The organism is Aeoliella sp. (assembly GCF_965227375.1).
Classification (GTDB): domain Bacteria; phylum Planctomycetota; class Planctomycetia; order Pirellulales; family Lacipirellulaceae; genus Aeoliella.
The window spans coordinates 12,447-27,850 of sequence record NZ_CBDDFX010000001.1 but is presented as its reverse complement, the minus strand read 5'-3'; the positions used below and the strand labels follow the sequence as shown (position 1 = coordinate 27,850).

Sequence of the window (15,404 nt, the reverse complement as noted above, 5' to 3'; positions counted from 1 at the left end):
TGCCTCAGTCTTCTTTCGAGTCGACAGAATCTACCAGCGGCACCTTGGTATTGGCCGTGCCACCTTTGGTTGATTGAACACTCACTTCAACTTCGCCATTTCCAGCGACCAGCCACCGCACGTATTTTGGCCGCCAGGAGGGAATAACGTCCAGCCGCACCTGGTGGGGGTTGCGACCTGCATCCTGCACGCGGTCGAACAGCCGGTCGTCCGAGGTCATGGCTGCGATCACCTTCGCTCGCTCGCCGGCGATGCTAGCGATGTCTGGCGGCGTGACCTTGTGCTCGATGTTGAACGCCGAGCGGGTGGGGGTCAGTTTGCGGTTCATCAGCGTGGCGGTTACTTCGAACAAACCGTCGTCCACCGAACGGACCACGACTTCGTCGATCTCCACCTTCGGCATCTGGTCGGCGTGCCACATGGTGAACGCCATGTTGCGGTGGCACTCTTCTTCCAGCAGGAACGAAGGAGGTTGCCGTCCCCAGTTTTTCTTCATCCCGCCCACTTCTATCTTACCATACGTGGGGTGGTCGACCTCGTGCCACTCGACAAACCCGTCGCCCAGCAGCAGCAGGCGGTCGAACTTGTGACGGCTGTCCTGGCGGGCGAAAAAGCCGGTTTCGCCCGACTCGCGGAACAGATTGTACGGAGTGTTCAACTCGTTGACGAACGCGAACGCGCCGACCATGGTGTGGAACCAGTCGGTCTCGCCGCCCCACACTTCGTACAGGTCGTCGGCCGTGTTCATGTAGCGATAGCCCGGCAGCATCTCCTCGCCCCGCTTGCCCAACTGGTCGTACACGGCGATGTCGGCGCGGGGCCAGCGATCGTCCTTCGAGCCCGGCCCGCGGAGGATCATGCCGCCCGTGTTGTGGTACGACTGCGCGCCAGCGATGTTCGCGTGGGCCATCACGAAGTCGGCCACCAGGCGGTTCTCGTGAACACTGAGCGGATAGTGATGCGCGCCGCGCTGCACGTAAGCGGGTTGCCATTGCCAAGGCCAGTCGCGGTTGGGGTCGTAGTAGCCATCGCCATCTTCGTTCACGGAGCCGTCGCCATCGTTGTCGATGCCTTCGGCGCCCAGCATGGTGTAGGTGCCGGTTTCGTCGGGGTCGACTCGCACCATCATCGCCGGGTATTCGTCGTGCGGCTTGTATCGGCCCAGCGGGTCGCGGACGCGCATCTGCGTGATGTGCCCGTCGCCGTCCAGGTCGTCGGCCGGATCCTCGTCCACCCGCCCATCGCGATCGTCGTCCACCGGGCGCTGACCGCCGCGGGGGCCGTTGGTGGTGTTCGGCTCGTGCATGTGAGCGTCGCGCGAGTCGGGGCTCATCATCGGCATCAGGTAAAACACCCGCTCGTCGATCAATCGAGTGATCGTCTCGTTGCGGCCGTACATCTCGGTCATGTACCAAGCGGTGTACAGCACCACATCCACGGCTTGTACTTCGTTGGCGTGGATGCCACCGTCGATCCAGAAGGCGGGCTTTTTGGCTTCGTCCTTCTCGTCGCCCTGCGCCTGATTGGTGATGGTCATCACCCACATCTCGCGATCGCCGTACGACTTGCCGAGGCTCTCCAGCCGACAAATGTCGGGATGCGCCGCCGCGATCTGCTTCAAGAGCCCCGTCGCTTGGGCGTAGTCGCGGTAGAAGTTCCACCGCGCGGGTACGTCCGGGTCGGCCGGCGCGCCGAGCGGCTGGTAGATCGGCTTCTGCTGGGCCACCGCCGTAGTGGCGAGGGCCAGGGCCAGCGTCAACGTTGCGAGTTTACTTTTCAACGTTGGCCTCCTTGGCGCGCTTGGGTTGTGTCGCTTCGCTCATGTCGATGGTTTGAGTCGTGTACCCCACGGAGGGCTCGCCGGCGCGTAGCTTGAGGCTCTTCACACCGCTGGGCAGACGCACCAACCACGTGGCCTGGCCGCTACCGCCGTTGCCGTCGAGCACGCCCAGGCGTTGTCGGCGGTCGCCCACCAGCAGTTTGCTCCCATTGGGCATTTGAAATTCGACTTCCAGCCGCTGCAACTTGTTCGACGTGCGGCCCATGCTGCTGGCAGTCGGCAGGTAGCCTTGATTGATCACGGTTGCTTTCAACCGGTAGATGTCCTCGCCCAGCGCTTCGAGCTTCGCGTCGCCGAACACCAGCTTCGCCCGCAGGGCGATGGCGTCGGCCAGGAACTCGCCGTGGCGGGTGGCCAGCCGATCGAGTTCGCTGGCGGGCGGATGCGAGCGCAGTAGCGGCTTAAAGCCGCCCACTTCGACCTTCTTGCCTGGGAAGTCGGGATGCTCGACTTCGGTCCAATCGACGAAGCCATCGACTCCTTCTTGTTCGAACCACGCCAGCGCGTTCACTTCGTCAGCGTTGCGGCTGTCGGGCTTTTTAGAGTCTTCTTTATCCTCGTCTTCTTTGTCCTCGTCTTCTGCTTTGTCGTCGTCTGCTTCGGATTCCTCGTCGGGCGCTGCTTCGGATTCGCCGCTCTCTTCTTCCTTTTTGTCTTCGTCGGGCTTGGCTGCTTCGACTTTGGGGATCCACCACCCGCGCGTGGCGAGCGACCAGCGGCCGTAATGGAAGTAGGCCCAAGGAGCGAACGCCCCATCGTACTCGGCGGCTGTGGGGGCGTTCTTGTTGCCAATGTTCTTGGCGTACATCTTGGCGATGTGGTCGAAGTAGGGACCATCGTCGGGCAGCACCTGACGTTTGATTCGCCCGCCGTTGTTCTTTGCGACGCTCCACGGTTTGGCGAGGTTGTCCTGCGGAGCGAACGAGAACACCAGGAAGATGTTCGGCTGCGTGAACATCCAGTCGACCACCGCCCGCGTTTCGGGTTCGGAGACTTGGTGACTGCCGGCGCCGGGTTGGAAGTAGGGGTATTCGAACGTCAGGTTGCGATTGAAATCGACGCCGCCGGGGCCATCCTCGTTCCACGCATCGTCGAGATCGTCGTCGGTGCCTTCGGAGTACAAGCGGTACTGGCCCGCTTCGTTCTTCTTGGCGTCTGCTTTCACCATTAGCCGCGGATCGTCGGGATGCTGCATCCACGGTCCGGTCGGATCGGCGACGCGCATCATGGTGATCACTTCGTCGCCGTTCAGGTCGTTCACGGGATCTTCGTCCGTGGCGCCGTCGCGGTCGTCGTCGGTCGCACGTGTGTTTGTCGCGCGGTCGGTCGTTGGGCCGTACAGCAATTGGGCCGAAGCGTCCGGGTTGGGCCGGGGAATAAAGTACAGGGTGACCGCGTCCAGCAGTTCCACCGCGGCCTCGTCGCCCTCGGTGTAGCGGTCGGCCAATTGCCGCGCCATGCGGATGGAGAGTTCCGAGCCCACCAGGCTCGACGCATCGACGCTACCGACCACCAGCACGGCGGGCTTGTTGGCCCAGTCGCCGGCGCCGAGTGTTACCAGGTGAATCTCACGCCCTTCGGCCGACTTGCCGAGCGACGCGACCGTGGCGACGTCGTGCTCGCCGAGTGAACGGATCGCCGCCTCAAACTGATTAACCGCCTGGTAGCCCGATAGCTCCACCGGCGCGCTAGTGGCCAGCGAGGCACAAAGAAGGTGCAGGGCGAGACAGGCCGTCGTCCACAGGCGAGGCGAAGTGGGCATGCGGGAGGGGTTCCGAGGGCAGGGGCAGACGGGGGGCCGTCGCCGGGAAGGGCAAACCCTCAGTTTAACCAGCCAGCCTAATCTTTTCAGCTACCGCTATCCGGATTTTTGGCCTCGCAATTTAAGTAGTATGGCGGCCCCGGCCGTACCCCAGGCAGTTGTACGGCCGAGGGCGGCCATACTACGCAGCTTACAGCCCATAGTCGGCTTTTAGCGATTTGAGCAATGATAAGGCCCCGCCGATTTCGGCCTTCTGCCGCTCCGGTTCCTGGGGAATCTCCCGCTCGATGGTCAGCGGGCCGGTGTAGCCGATTTTTTCGAGCACGGCGACGAACTTGCCAAAGTCCACATCGCCCTCGCCCAAGGGAGTTTCGGTTCCCCAGGTCTTACCTGGTTCGTCCGACCAACGGGCGTCTTTGCAGTGGACGCTGCGGACCCAGTTGCCCAGTTGCTCCAGCGCGGGCAGTGGTTCTCCACATCCGTAGAGAATCATGTTCGCCGGATCGAAGTTGATGAACAGGTTCGGGCGATCGACCGCCTTGAGGAACCCCTCCAGCACATCGGCCGGCTCCTGGCCAGTCTCCAAGTGAACGTTCTGGCCATCCGCCGCGCAGGAGTCGCACACCTGCCGGGTGATGTTCAGCAGTTCGGCGAAGTCGGGATCGCTGGTGTCGTGCGGCACGAACCCCAGGTGCAGCCCTACCGTGTCGACGCCCAACTCGTTGGCGAACTTGGCGATCTCCATCAGTTCGGCCGTCCGCGCCGCGCGGGTCTCCTTCGGCACCAGGCCGACCGTTTTCTCAACGGTGGGAATATCGGCGTAGCTCTCGCCTTCGAAGCCCGCAAACACGCAGGAGACGCGGATGCCCAGGTCGTCGAGCGTCTTGCGGAACTCGGCAATCCGCTCCGGCGTACGCGACTCGGCGTGCGGTGTGTGAAGATGCACCGTGGTGACGCCAAGCTCCTTGGCAACCTGCAAATCAACGCCCAGCCCTGCGTCGATACTCGCGAACACACCAAGCGGCCACTTTTCATCCATCGTGCAGTTCTCCCAAACCCAGAAAGCCCGAAACCTCAAACCACCGAGGCTATCGGCTGGAAGGGAAAACGGCAACCGTGCAGCGAGCTAGAGCTGAAAACGCACTAGAACTCGGCCTTCGTGTAGACACGCATCCCTTTGCGGTAGCCATGCACCGCTGGAACACCGCAGCAGAGCACCACCGTTGCGGCGACGAGGCAAGCGGCGTGCTGGACCACCCAGTTTGAGATACTCCTGGCGATCGCCAGATCGGCGAGCGCGAGAATACTGAGCGCAAACCAGGCAATCCACAGCACCAACAGCACCAAGGCCGCGAGCATTGCTCCCAGCAACAATCCGATCACCGCTCCACCGACGCGCTGCATTCGAAGGTCTCCCCGTGGCAACTACAAGTGGCCCCACTGAAAGCATAGCACACGCGAAATTGCGGGGGCTCAAGCCGCCTTCATGCGGCCTTCGGGCGTGGAGAGGTCGAACAGCGAGAACAGCTCTTCGCGCGACAGGCTCAGGTTCCTCGGCGAGCGGCCTTCGCTGAACACCGCGTCGAACAACTCGCGCTTCTCGGCCAGGATCTGGTCGATGCGCTGCTCGATAGTGCCGGCCGCCAGGAAGCGGGTGACGGTCACCGGGCCTGCGCAGCCGATGCGGTGGGCGCGGTTGATCGCTTGGTCTTCGACGGCCGGGTTCCACCAGCGATCGAACAGGAACACGTAGCTGGCGAACTGCAGATTCAGCCCCACCGCGCCCGCCCCGTAGCTCATCAGGATCACGCTGCACTGGGGGTCTTTGCGAAACTGCTGCAGTACAGAGTCGCGGCGGCCGTGCGGCACTTTGCCGTGGTACTGCACGGGGTGGAACTGCGCGAGCGACTCGCCGAGCTTTTCGATCGTATCGACCCACTGGCTGAAAACGATCGCCTTCTGCCCGCTGGCGGCCACTTCTTCCAGTTCGGCGGCCAGTTGGTCGCGTTTGCTGCTCTCGCCGGTCGCTGGGTCGAAATTGCAGATTTGCTTGAGCCGCAGCACCAGTTGGAACACGTGCTGCAGCGTGATCTCTTCGCCCAACTCGCCCAGTTCCACGACACCGTCGTTCTCTGCCCGCTGATACGAATCCCACTGCTCCGGTGTGAGGTCGATTTGCGAGTCGCGGACCAGCTTCGGCGGCATGTCCTGCATCACCGTGTCCTTGGTACGCCGCAACACCACGTCCGACACGGCTCGTCCCATCTCGCGCGGCTTCATCCCTGTGCGAAGGCTGCCCGGCGATACGAAATCGAAAATGCCCACCAGGTCGTCCACGCTATTTTCGATCGGCGTTCCGGTCAGCGCCCAACTGCGCTCGCGCACCAAGTTGCGGACCACGCGGTTGGTGGTGCCGGATCGATTCTTGATGCGCTGCGACTCGTCGAGCACCACCAGATCGAAATTCAGGTCCTGCTCTTCGACAATCGCTTCGTCGCGGACCAACGTTTCGTAGTTTACCAGCGACACCACGGCCCGCTGCCGCCACAGGAATTCGCGTCGCGCACCTGGACCCGAGATCACGGTCACCGGAATTTCCGGCGCCCACAGCGCGAACTCGCGTTGCCAGTTGGTCACCAGCGGCTTGGGGCACACCAATAGCACGCGCCGCGCCTGCTTGCTCCGCACCAACAGTCGCGTGGTGGTCACCGCCTGCATCGTCTTGCCGAGCCCCATCTCGTCGGCCAGCACTGCGTGGTTGCGCGGGAACAGAAACGCGATGCCGTCGAGCTGATAGTCGAACGGCGTAAACGGCAGCTCCACCAACTCGTCAGCCAGCAGCGTTTCGAGCGGTGGCTGCAACACGTAGCTCAAGCGGTCTTCCAATCGCACCACATCGCGCGGCGCGCGGATGCGGGTGTGCTTGGCTCGCTTGGGCCGGGGCCGCGGGCGACTGGGTCGCTCGCCCGCGGGCTCCTCATCGCGTGGTGCAAAGTGAAAGCTCTTGACCTTCACCTTCTCGAACTCCAGCGGCAGCGACACAGCCTCCGCCAGCGCACCTAACAAGTGGGTCGATGCCACGCGGAACTCGCCTGCACCACTGGCGAGATTCGCCATCGACAGCGCTACCTCGGCCAGCGGAGTTGTCGACTCAAGCGGCCTCGGCATGTTGCTCCTCGTCCGTACTGGGTTCGGCTTCACCAGAGCCCAACAGGCCCGCTTCGCGAATCGCTTCGGTAATGCGCTCGAAGGGTTCGGACAGATCGACGTACCGCGACAGCTCGCCGAGCAGCCGCTCGGCCTCCGGACGCTGCACCGGGTCGAGTTGATCCAAGCACGCGGCGCTTCCGGAAGACGACTCACCAGATGGGCTGCTCGTCTCCACGCGACTTGGGTCGACCAACACCACCGGCTTGGCGGTCAACTCGGCCACGGGCCAGCAGTCGAGTTGATTCACCACCACTAGCGCCACGTCGGTGGTGAGCTTCGCCAGCAGCGCTGCTCCGATTCGCTCGCAATAGAAGTGCGGGCGCAGCGTGGGTCCGAACAAGATCTCTTCGGCGCGGCTGAACGCGATCGGCGCGGTGCAGTGAAACTCGACAGGCCGTCCTCGGCGGTTCACCACCAGCAGGCCTCCGAGCATGCAGGCCGCTGGGTCCTCCAGCACGGTCAGAAAGGCAAAGGCAGAATCGTCGGGCTTGCTGGAGTTGCTCATCGGCGTCGGTCGGCGGGGGGGCACAACGGGAAGTGCTAGCGAATGGGTGCAGGGGGAGTAGAGTCCCACGTAAAGCAGAATCGGGACGCAGCCACGGGCCACTTGAATCCGGAAGAATCATTACAGATTTCGCCATCTACCTGGTTGATAGATGTTTACGGGAAACCTGTGGGAATCGAACGAAAAACCCGTGTTCAGATTCTGGAACCGTGCGCGGTTTTCCGCTAAACTGAAAGACTGGTGTGGGGGCAAGGGACTCGTCCATCCTTGGTGCAGTGTTTACTCGCTTGGCCACGCCATAGTGACCTTCCTTCGATTCTTAGCGATATCCCAAGAGGACTTAGGGCCCGATGAGCAACCCTCACCCCTCCGTATCTTCCATGTTTTCCCAGGTCGACGTCACGGCCTCCAGTCAGCCCCGTCCCGTGCTTTCGCAGAACGAAGAGCAGGTGGAACTGCTGCGTGAAGTGCTGGCTGCGCAGGACCGCACGAACGAACTGCTGGAGGAGTTGCTGGGCACGATGGCCGCCGCGCAGAAGCAGCGCAATCAGGAACTCAACCAGTGGAAGAAGGCCAACCCCGACCTTGCCGATGGCTGCCGCGAGGCCGCCGAGGTGCTCAGCAAGGTGCAAGTGGAGTACCTCGATCGACTGACTGAAGAGGTGAGCGATAGCCAGGAAGACTTGGTCGAGGGCGAGTTCATGCTCAACGAGTTTATCGACCGCTACGGACCGCGGCTCGCGCACCTCAACGGCGTGATCCAGGTTCTCGCTCAACTCGGCGCCAACGGCGCTCAGAACACAACCGAAGCTCAGCCGTAAGACGCGAGCACATCCCATATTCCAACACGAATAGCCCCGAGCAAACTTGCTCGGGGCTATTCGTGCTTTAGAGACCCCCAAGTCCCACAAACTTGCCACGCGGCGCCACGTCCGCTATCGTTCAACGTCGAGGCTCGAATGGCTCGCCGCGAACTTATGCACCATAGCTAGGTCCGCTACGGCATATTCCCTCCCTTTCCCTCCCCCCACCAGGCATCCCTCCCCGCCATGTCCGATTCTCTGCAAGCTGCTGTCGATCAGGCACAGGAACAACTCGATGCTCATACGGTCGAGATCGTGCGCTGGCACTTCAGCGACGATACTGGCTGCCCCTTCTGGCTCGAGAAGAAGGGCGAACTGAACTTCGACCCGCTGACCGAAATCAAGTGCTTTGCCGACCTCGACAAGTTTCCCGACTTCGAGGACGAATGGCTCCGCGGCGGCCCGGTGCGACGTTGGGTACCGAAGGGGCTCGCGCACGAGCCGGTCTACGTGTTCGAAACCGGCGGCACCACCGGTGTGCCGAAGAGCCGCATCGCCATGGAGGACTTTCGTACCGATTACTCCAACTTCAGCGACACGCTGCCCGACGAGTATTTTCCGCCAGGAAGCAACTGGCTGATGCTCGGCCCGAGCGGTCCGCGTCGGTTGCGACTGGCGGTAGAACACTTGGCTCAACATCGCGGCGGCATTTGCTTCTGCATCGACCTCGACCCGCGGTGGGTGATCAAGCTCATCAAGAAAGGGTGGATGGACCATCTGGAAGAGTACAAGAAGCACTGCATCGATCAGGCGGTCACCATTCTCACTGCCGGACATGATGTGAAGTGCATGTTCGGTACGCCCAAGCTGATTGAGCAACTGTGCCTGGAACTCGAGAACCGCGGCACCTCGCTGGCCGAGTGCGGCATCACCGGCATCTTCTCTGGCGGCACCGAGTTCACTCCGCAGTGGACCAAGTTCTGCGTCGAGGAGTTGTTCGGCGGCCCACCGGAGGAAAGCGGCATCTACATGACCCCCACCTACGGTAACACCCTGATGGGCCTGGCGTGCAGCGAGCCGGTGACCAAAGAGAACAAGTACAAGATCACCTACCACGCCCCCCAGCCCCGCGCGGTGCTGCAAGTGGTTGACTTCGACGACACCGACCGCGTAGTCGGCTACGGAGAAACCGGCCGTTCGAAGCTCACCACGCTCACCAAGGAGTTCTTCGTGCCGGGCTTCCTGGAACGCGACGAAGGCGAGCGCGAACCGGCCTGCGAACAATACCCTTGGGACGGCATCAGCGGCGTCCGCCCCTTCAGCAAACTAGCCGGCGGCACAACGGTCGGGGTGTATTAACCACGGAGGTCACAGAGAACACAGAGTAGAACGTGTCATTCTGAGGGAGCCTAAGCGACTGAAGAATCTCGTTGGCCACCGAAGCGATTGCAGTTTTAGCCACGGATGAACACGGATAAGCACGGATAAGAAACAGGTCGCAGTATGGCTGCGATTACCCCGAAGGGGTTCCGACAACGTAGCCCAGGGTTGCGAATGGGCGAGGCACGAGCCCAAACGCTACCCTGGGTTATAGCGTTGCAAACATGGCGGTCGAGAAGGGAGTTTGCCACTAGCTGACTTGAGGTTAGTAGCGGATGCACTGTGATGAAGGTCGACTCTGAAAAGCGTACCCAGCTCATTGAATTGGCCGCCGACATACGCGACGCCTATGAAAGAGGAATGGACGCACCGGAGTTGATTGCAGAATTTGCGGCGGTACTGCCACATTCAGATATTGCAAACCTTTGCCACTCAGATATGGATGCTGAAACGGTCGTTGACATTTGCCTGGGATCTAAAGATGCAGAGAAAGTGCTCTCGCGAGATCAATTGCTCGATTTAGTGAGAAAGTTGTGCAATCCGGTTCCCGGCGAGTTCGCTTCCGAGTCAGAGACTATCAATGCAGTCCGTTTGTTCGAATACAACTGCAAACACACCGATGGAAGTGACTTGATCTTCTTCCCCGAGGATCACTTCGATGGTCGAAATGACCCCACCCCCGAAGAGATCGTCGAAAAGGCGATCCGCGGCTCCTAATGCATCGCCGATATCGGCGGCTGACTGTCCCCCGCTCACCACCCCCCAACCCCTCTCAAAATGATCGAACTACAAGCCATCCGCTGGGGCGAACCTTACGAGTCGCTCGACATCGACGAAGTGAAGCACTTTTACACTGGCGAGCCGGTTGCCAAGGTGCATACGGTGGGTTCCGGGATCGTGCAGCGGGATGCCAAGAAGGCGAAGTTCGCTCGCCGCGCGCTCCAGGCGATGTCGCCGGCCGAGTTGATCGAGAAGTGCAAGAAGGCCGGCGAACTGTTCGAGTCGGGCACGCTCCAAGTGGGCGACTCGCAGCAATCGCCCGACGATTTCATCCACCAGCAGTCGGCCACTACCGGAATGCCGATCGCCATGTGCCAGGCGAACGTGACGAAGAACGCCTTCGTGCTGAAGAATATCGACACGATTCTCGACGCACTCACGCGCGGGCTCGACCTGAACATCCTGGCCCGCGGCTACGGTGAAGAGGACCGCGGCGTCACGGTCAGCTATCAGGCGCAGTGCGACGCGCTGGGGGCGGTGCTGCCGTCGAACTCGCCGGGCGTGCATACGCTGTGGATTCCGGTGATCGCGCTGCAGATGGGGCTGGTGCTGAAGCCGGGCTCGTCGGAACCTTGGACGCCGTACCGGGTTTATTCAGCTATGGTCGAAGCCGGCATCCCACGCGAGACGTTCTGCCTATACCCCGGCGCCGGGGCCGATATCGGCGGGGCGATCCTCTCGAGCTGCCGCCGCAGCATGATCTTCGGCGGCCCCCAAACCGTTCAGCAATACTCGGGCAATCCCAAAGTGCAGGTGCACGGCCCGGGCTTCTCGAAGATCGTGTTGGGCGACGACTGCGTCGACGACTGGGAACAATACATCGACATGATGGCCGACAGCGTCTACCGCAACGGCGGGCGAAGCTGCCTGAATGCCTCGAGCATCTACGCCTCGCGGCATACGAAAGAAATCGCCGAAGCGCTGGCCGCCAAGCTCGGCCCGATCGAAGTCCTCCCGCCCGACGATCCGAACGCCGGTCTCGCCGCTTTCACAATCGAAGGCGCGGCCAAAGCGATCTGGGGTGCAATCGAAAACGACGCCGAAGCTCCCTTGGTGACCGACATGACAAGCAAGTATGGCAAGCGTCTCGTCGAGCGCGACCCAGTGGCCTACATCCGCCCGGTGGTGCTGCACCATGCGTCGATCGAAAGCGAATCGCGCAACAAGGAATACATGTTTCCGATGGTGAACGTGGTCGAATGCCCGCAAGCAAAGATGATCGACGCCATCGGTTACTCGCTGATTTGCACCGGAGTTACCAACGACGAAGAATTCCGCCGAGACCTAATTGCCTGCACCGAGATCGACCGCCTGAACCTCGGCCCAATCCCCACCCCCCAAGTCGACTGGCTGCAACCGCACGAAGGGAACTTGACTGAGTTCCTGTATAAGAACCGGGCGTTGCAGGTTGGTTGAACCTCCATACAGCCACTGAAGAACACGGATGAGCACGGATGAAATCGGATGCTTGTCCGTGTTTATCAGTGTTCATCCGTGGCTAAGAACAATGGCATTTGACTTCCACTGCCCCACACGAATCATCTACGGCCCTGGGCGAATTGCCGAGTTGGGTTCACTCACCGCTGCGCTCGACGTGCAGCGGGTGCTGGTGGTATCGGACCCTGGCATCGAGAAGGTGGGTCACACGCAGCGCGGGGTCGAGTCGCTTAGCGCGGCGGGGCTTGTGACGCATGTGTTCGATGGGTTGCAGGAGAATCCCACCACCGAGAACGTCGACGCCGGGCTGGCGGTGGCGACCGATTTCTCGCCCGACGCCATTGTGGCCATTGGCGGTGGCAGCAGTATGGACTGCGCGAAGGGGATCAACTTCGTCTACTCGTGCGGTGGGCGAATGCAGGACTACTGGGGCGTGGGCAAGGCTACGGCCGACATGTTGCCGATGGTCGCGGTGCCGACGACCGCCGGCACCGGCAGCGAAACGCAGTCGTTCGCCCTGATCTCCGATGCCGAAACGCACATCAAGATGGCCTGCGGCGACAAGCGGGCCGCGTTCCGCGTGGCATTGCTTGATCCGGAACTCACACTCACCCAGCCAACGCGCGTCACCGCGCTCACCGGCATCGACGCCTTGGCGCACACGCTCGAGACGTTCGTCACCAAGAAACGCAATGCCATGTCGGTCGCTTACAGTCGCGAGGCGTGGGCGCTCCTGGCGCCCGCCTTGCCGCGCGTGCTCAGCGAGCCCGACAACTTGCAGGCGCGGTGCGACATGCAGCTTGGTGCGATGTTCGCCGGTTTGGCGATCGAGAATTCGATGCTCGGCTCGGCACACGCGTCGGCGAACCCGCTCACGGCCGAGTACGGCGTCGTGCACGGCGAGGCGGTGGGGCTGATGCTGCCGCACATCATTCGCCACAACGGCCAAACTGTCGGGGCGTGGTACGAGGATTTATCGTCGCAAACCCCGGGCGACTTGGCCAATTTCGTCGCCCAGATCGCCCGCCAGGCGGGCCTGGCAGGTACACTACAGGAACGCGGAGTCGACCGTGCCCGGCTGATCCATCTGGCCGCGGCCGCTACGCAGCAGTGGACCGGCACGTTCAATCCCGTCGAACTGAGTGAACAAGATTACCTCGTGTTGTATGAGGCTGCATATGAGTAACGGCAGGATTCAGAGGTCAGGGGTCAGGCGTCAGGGACTCGCCCTTCTGTGTCTGTTGGCCTTCGCTGTGCCGCATTGCAGCGCCGAAGATTGGCTCATGGCGCGGGGCAATCTCGAATCGACCGGCGTCGCTACCAGCAAGCTACCCGCCACGCCCGAAGAACTGTGGCGTTACGAGCTGGAAGACGGCGCGTTCGAAGCCACGGTCGTCGTGAAGGATGGCATTGCCTATCTGGGCGACGTCGATGGAAAGTTCCACGCTGTGGACATCGCTACCGGCAAAGGTGTGTGGACCAAGGAGTTCGAAGAAACGGGTTTCCTCTCACCCGCGGTGATCGACGGCGATCAACTGTTCGTCGGCGACTACAACGGAGAGCTCCGCTGTTTGGCGCTAGCTGATGGTGAGGAGCGTTGGAAAGTGACGCTGCAAGCCGAAGTGATGGCCGGCCCGCTGGTCTACAAAGGCAAGCTGCTGGTCACAACTGAGGCCGGCACCTTTACCATTCACGATCCCAAGACCGGCAAGCAAGAAGCCGAGTTTGTGATCGATGCCCCGCTGCGGTGCATGCCAACCATCGTCGAGGGCAGGGCGATGCTCGCCGGCTGCGACGGCAAGCTGCACGGTATCGACGTTACCACGGCCAAGGAGCTCTCGACGCTCGAGATCGATGGCCCCACCGGCAGCACGCCGGCCGCACGCGGATCGAAGGTGTACTTTGGCACCGAGCAAGGAACGTTCTACGCCATCGACACCGCCAAGGAGCCGATGGAGGTGTTGTGGGACTATGTCGACTCGCGCCGCAAGCAAGGCATCCGCACCGCTGCCGCGGTGACCGACAAGCTCGCCGTGTACGGTAGCCAGGGCAAGGCCGTGTTTGCGGTCGACATCGAGAGCGGCGAAAAAAAGTGGACGTTCCCCACCCGCACCCGCTTGGAGAGTTCGCCGTTGATCGCGGGTGGCGTGGTGATCGCCGCCACGCAGCGCGGCAAGCTGCACGCGATTGAACTCGAGTCGGGCGAAGCGACCTGGACCTTCGACGCCGGCGGTCACTTTGTCGCCTCGCCGGCGGTGGTCGACGGCAAGCTGCTGATCGCCAACACCGATGGCACGCTGTATTGCTTTGGAAAAAAAGACTAGCCGCAGTGGACCTGCAAGTCCGTGCGATAAGTCGCGAATAGAAACTAGCTCGATGTCTGAATCCACCAAAACCGAAGTCGGCTCCTACTTCATCAGCAACTACCCGCCATTCTCGCAGTGGTCGCGGAATAACGTCGGCGATGCGCTCGAGGCGCTCGCCTCGCCGCCCGCCGAGGTGCCGCTGGGGCTGTACCTGCACATTCCGTTCTGTCGCAAGCGGTGCAAATTCTGCTATTTCAAGGTGTTCACCGACAAGAACGGCAGCGAGGTGGAAGACTACCTCGCCGCGTTGTCACGCGAGATCGAACTGGTGAGCAAGCTACCGGCGATGGGCGGGCGGCCGTTTCGCTTCGTCTATTTCGGCGGCGGCACTCCGTCGTTTCTCTCCAGCCGGCAATTACACGGACTGGTCAATCGGCTGCGCGAGAACATCGATTGGAGCCTGGCCGAGGAGGTCACCTTCGAGTGCGAACCGGGCACGCTCACGGAGGCTAAGGTCAAGACGCTCAAGGAGATTGGAGTCACGCGACTGAGCCTGGGCGTAGAGCACTTCGACGACAAGATCCTCCAGGAGAATGGCCGCGCGCATCAGTCGCCCGAGATCTTCAAGGCGTGGCCCTGGATCGAAGCGGCCGGGTTCGACAGCGTAAACATCGACCTGATCAGCGGTATGGTCGGCGACACCACCGACAAGTGGCAGGACGCCGTGCAACGTGCGATCGACATGAACCCCGACAGCGTGACCATTTACCAGATGGAACTGCCGTTCAACACGGTTTACTCCAAGGACATCCTGGGCGGCGAAATCGAGTCGCCCGTGGCCGATTGGGAAACCAAACGTGACTGGCTCACCTGGGCGTTCGACCAACTGGCCGACGCCGGCTACGTGACGTCGAGCGCCTACACCATGGTGAAGCCTGGCGTTGAGTTCAGCTACCGCGACAACCTGTGGCAGGGAAGCGATTTGCTCGCCACCGGCATCGCCAGCTTCGGCCACGTCTCGGGCGTGCACTACCAGAACGAGCCAGAGTGGGACAAATACGTCGGCCGCCTCGACGCCCACGGCGATTCAAGCGAACTGCCCATCGGCCGGGCGCTCCAGATCACGCCGCACCAGGCTTTGGTGCGAGAGATGATCCTGCAACTCAAAAAAGGCTGGCTCGACCCAGCCTACTTCCAGGACAAGTACAACGTCGACATTGTCGACCACTGGAAGGAAACCTGGGTAGACTACATCGAGTATGGTCTCGTCGAGCTACGAGACGAGAAGCTGTTCCTGACCCGCAATGGACTCATGCGCGTCGACAGCCTGCTGCCCGCGTTCTTCGAGCCGGAGCATCAGGGAGTGCGGTATACTTGAGAA

13 protein-coding genes are annotated in these 15,404 nt (G+C 61.7%); 7 read left to right on the top strand and 6 right to left on the bottom strand.

All coding sequences use genetic code 11. The features are described from left to right. Positions 1 to 4: 4 nt before the first annotated feature. The 6 genes from ACQK2L_RS00135 to ACQK2L_RS00110 form a co-directional block, all read right to left on the bottom strand. Positions 5 to 1,780 (bottom strand): M14 family metallopeptidase, encoded by a 1,776-nt coding sequence (locus ACQK2L_RS00135; protein ID WP_425394927.1) that lies wholly within the window; start codon positions 1,778 to 1,780, stop codon positions 5 to 7. Beyond that, positions 1,770 to 3,602, bottom strand: coding sequence for a M14 family metallopeptidase (locus tag ACQK2L_RS00130; protein ID WP_425394926.1), 1,833 nt, complete (start codon positions 3,600 to 3,602; stop codon positions 1,770 to 1,772). The genes ACQK2L_RS00135 and ACQK2L_RS00130 overlap by 11 nt, the downstream gene beginning before the upstream one ends. Positions 3,603 to 3,792: 190 nt before the next feature. After that, positions 3,793 to 4,641, bottom strand: coding sequence for a sugar phosphate isomerase/epimerase family protein (locus ACQK2L_RS00125; RefSeq protein ID WP_425394925.1), 849 nt, complete (start codon positions 4,639 to 4,641; stop codon positions 3,793 to 3,795). Between the two features lie 104 nt (positions 4,642 to 4,745). After that, entirely contained in the window at positions 4,746 to 5,006 is a 261-nt protein-coding gene (locus ACQK2L_RS00120) for a hypothetical protein (RefSeq protein ID WP_425394924.1), read from the bottom strand. 69 nt (positions 5,007 to 5,075) lie between these two features. Continuing rightward, on the bottom strand, positions 5,076 to 6,770 hold the full coding sequence (locus ACQK2L_RS00115; protein ID WP_425394923.1) for a DEAD/DEAH box helicase: 1,695 nt from the start codon (positions 6,768 to 6,770) through the stop codon (positions 5,076 to 5,078). Further along, positions 6,754 to 7,317, bottom strand: coding sequence for a hypothetical protein (locus ACQK2L_RS00110; protein WP_425394922.1), 564 nt, complete (start codon positions 7,315 to 7,317; stop codon positions 6,754 to 6,756). The genes ACQK2L_RS00115 and ACQK2L_RS00110 overlap by 17 nt, the downstream gene beginning before the upstream one ends. A gap of 350 nt (positions 7,318 to 7,667) precedes the next feature. Here ACQK2L_RS00110 and ACQK2L_RS00105 point away from each other — a divergent pair, with 350 nt between their 5' ends. The 7 genes from ACQK2L_RS00105 (at position 7,668) to ACQK2L_RS00075 (ending at position 15,401) form a co-directional block, all read left to right on the top strand. Next, complete coding sequence (locus tag ACQK2L_RS00105) at positions 7,668 to 8,138, top strand: hypothetical protein (RefSeq protein ID WP_425394921.1); 471 nt, start codon at positions 7,668 to 7,670, stop codon at positions 8,136 to 8,138. Between the two features lie 228 nt (positions 8,139 to 8,366). Continuing rightward, on the top strand, positions 8,367 to 9,479 hold the full coding sequence (locus ACQK2L_RS00100; protein WP_425394920.1) for a hypothetical protein: 1,113 nt from the start codon (positions 8,367 to 8,369) through the stop codon (positions 9,477 to 9,479). A gap of 306 nt (positions 9,480 to 9,785) precedes the next feature. Beyond that, positions 9,786 to 10,217: a bacteriocin immunity protein gene (locus tag ACQK2L_RS00095; RefSeq protein WP_425394919.1), complete on the top strand. Its 432-nt coding sequence runs from the start codon at positions 9,786 to 9,788 to the stop codon at positions 10,215 to 10,217. Between the two features lie 60 nt (positions 10,218 to 10,277). Next, on the top strand, positions 10,278 to 11,696 hold the full coding sequence (locus ACQK2L_RS00090; RefSeq protein WP_425394918.1) for an aldehyde dehydrogenase family protein: 1,419 nt from the start codon (positions 10,278 to 10,280) through the stop codon (positions 11,694 to 11,696). Between the two features lie 91 nt (positions 11,697 to 11,787). Beyond that, entirely contained in the window at positions 11,788 to 12,903 is a 1,116-nt protein-coding gene (locus ACQK2L_RS00085; RefSeq protein ID WP_425394917.1) for an iron-containing alcohol dehydrogenase, read from the top strand. Positions 12,904 to 12,958: 55 nt separating this feature from the next. Beyond that, on the top strand, positions 12,959 to 14,041 hold the full coding sequence (locus tag ACQK2L_RS00080; RefSeq protein ID WP_425394916.1) for a PQQ-binding-like beta-propeller repeat protein: 1,083 nt from the start codon (positions 12,959 to 12,961) through the stop codon (positions 14,039 to 14,041). Positions 14,042 to 14,093: 52 nt separating this feature from the next. Continuing rightward, positions 14,094 to 15,401, top strand: coding sequence for a coproporphyrinogen-III oxidase family protein (locus ACQK2L_RS00075; RefSeq protein ID WP_425394915.1), 1,308 nt, complete (start codon positions 14,094 to 14,096; stop codon positions 15,399 to 15,401). Positions 15,402 to 15,404 lie beyond the last annotated feature (3 nt).

Coding starts and splice junctions, on each gene's coding strand:
- ACQK2L_RS00130 (WP_425394926.1), bottom strand. CDS start 3,602: ATGCCCACTTCGCCTCGCCTGTGGACGACGGCCTGTCTCGCCCTGCAC.
- ACQK2L_RS00125 (WP_425394925.1), bottom strand. CDS start 4,641: ATGGATGAAAAGTGGCCGCTTGGTGTGTTCGCGAGTATCGACGCAGGG.
- ACQK2L_RS00120 (WP_425394924.1), bottom strand. CDS start 5,006: ATGCAGCGCGTCGGTGGAGCGGTGATCGGATTGTTGCTGGGAGCAATG.
- ACQK2L_RS00115 (WP_425394923.1), bottom strand. CDS start 6,770: ATGCCGAGGCCGCTTGAGTCGACAACTCCGCTGGCCGAGGTAGCGCTG.
- ACQK2L_RS00110 (WP_425394922.1), bottom strand. CDS start 7,317: ATGAGCAACTCCAGCAAGCCCGACGATTCTGCCTTTGCCTTTCTGACC.
- ACQK2L_RS00105 (WP_425394921.1), top strand. CDS start 7,668: ATGAGCAACCCTCACCCCTCCGTATCTTCCATGTTTTCCCAGGTCGAC.
- ACQK2L_RS00100 (WP_425394920.1), top strand. CDS start 8,367: ATGTCCGATTCTCTGCAAGCTGCTGTCGATCAGGCACAGGAACAACTC.
- ACQK2L_RS00095 (WP_425394919.1), top strand. CDS start 9,786: ATGAAGGTCGACTCTGAAAAGCGTACCCAGCTCATTGAATTGGCCGCC.
- ACQK2L_RS00090 (WP_425394918.1), top strand. CDS start 10,278: ATGATCGAACTACAAGCCATCCGCTGGGGCGAACCTTACGAGTCGCTC.
- ACQK2L_RS00085 (WP_425394917.1), top strand. CDS start 11,788: ATGGCATTTGACTTCCACTGCCCCACACGAATCATCTACGGCCCTGGG.
- ACQK2L_RS00075 (WP_425394915.1), top strand. CDS start 14,094: ATGTCTGAATCCACCAAAACCGAAGTCGGCTCCTACTTCATCAGCAAC.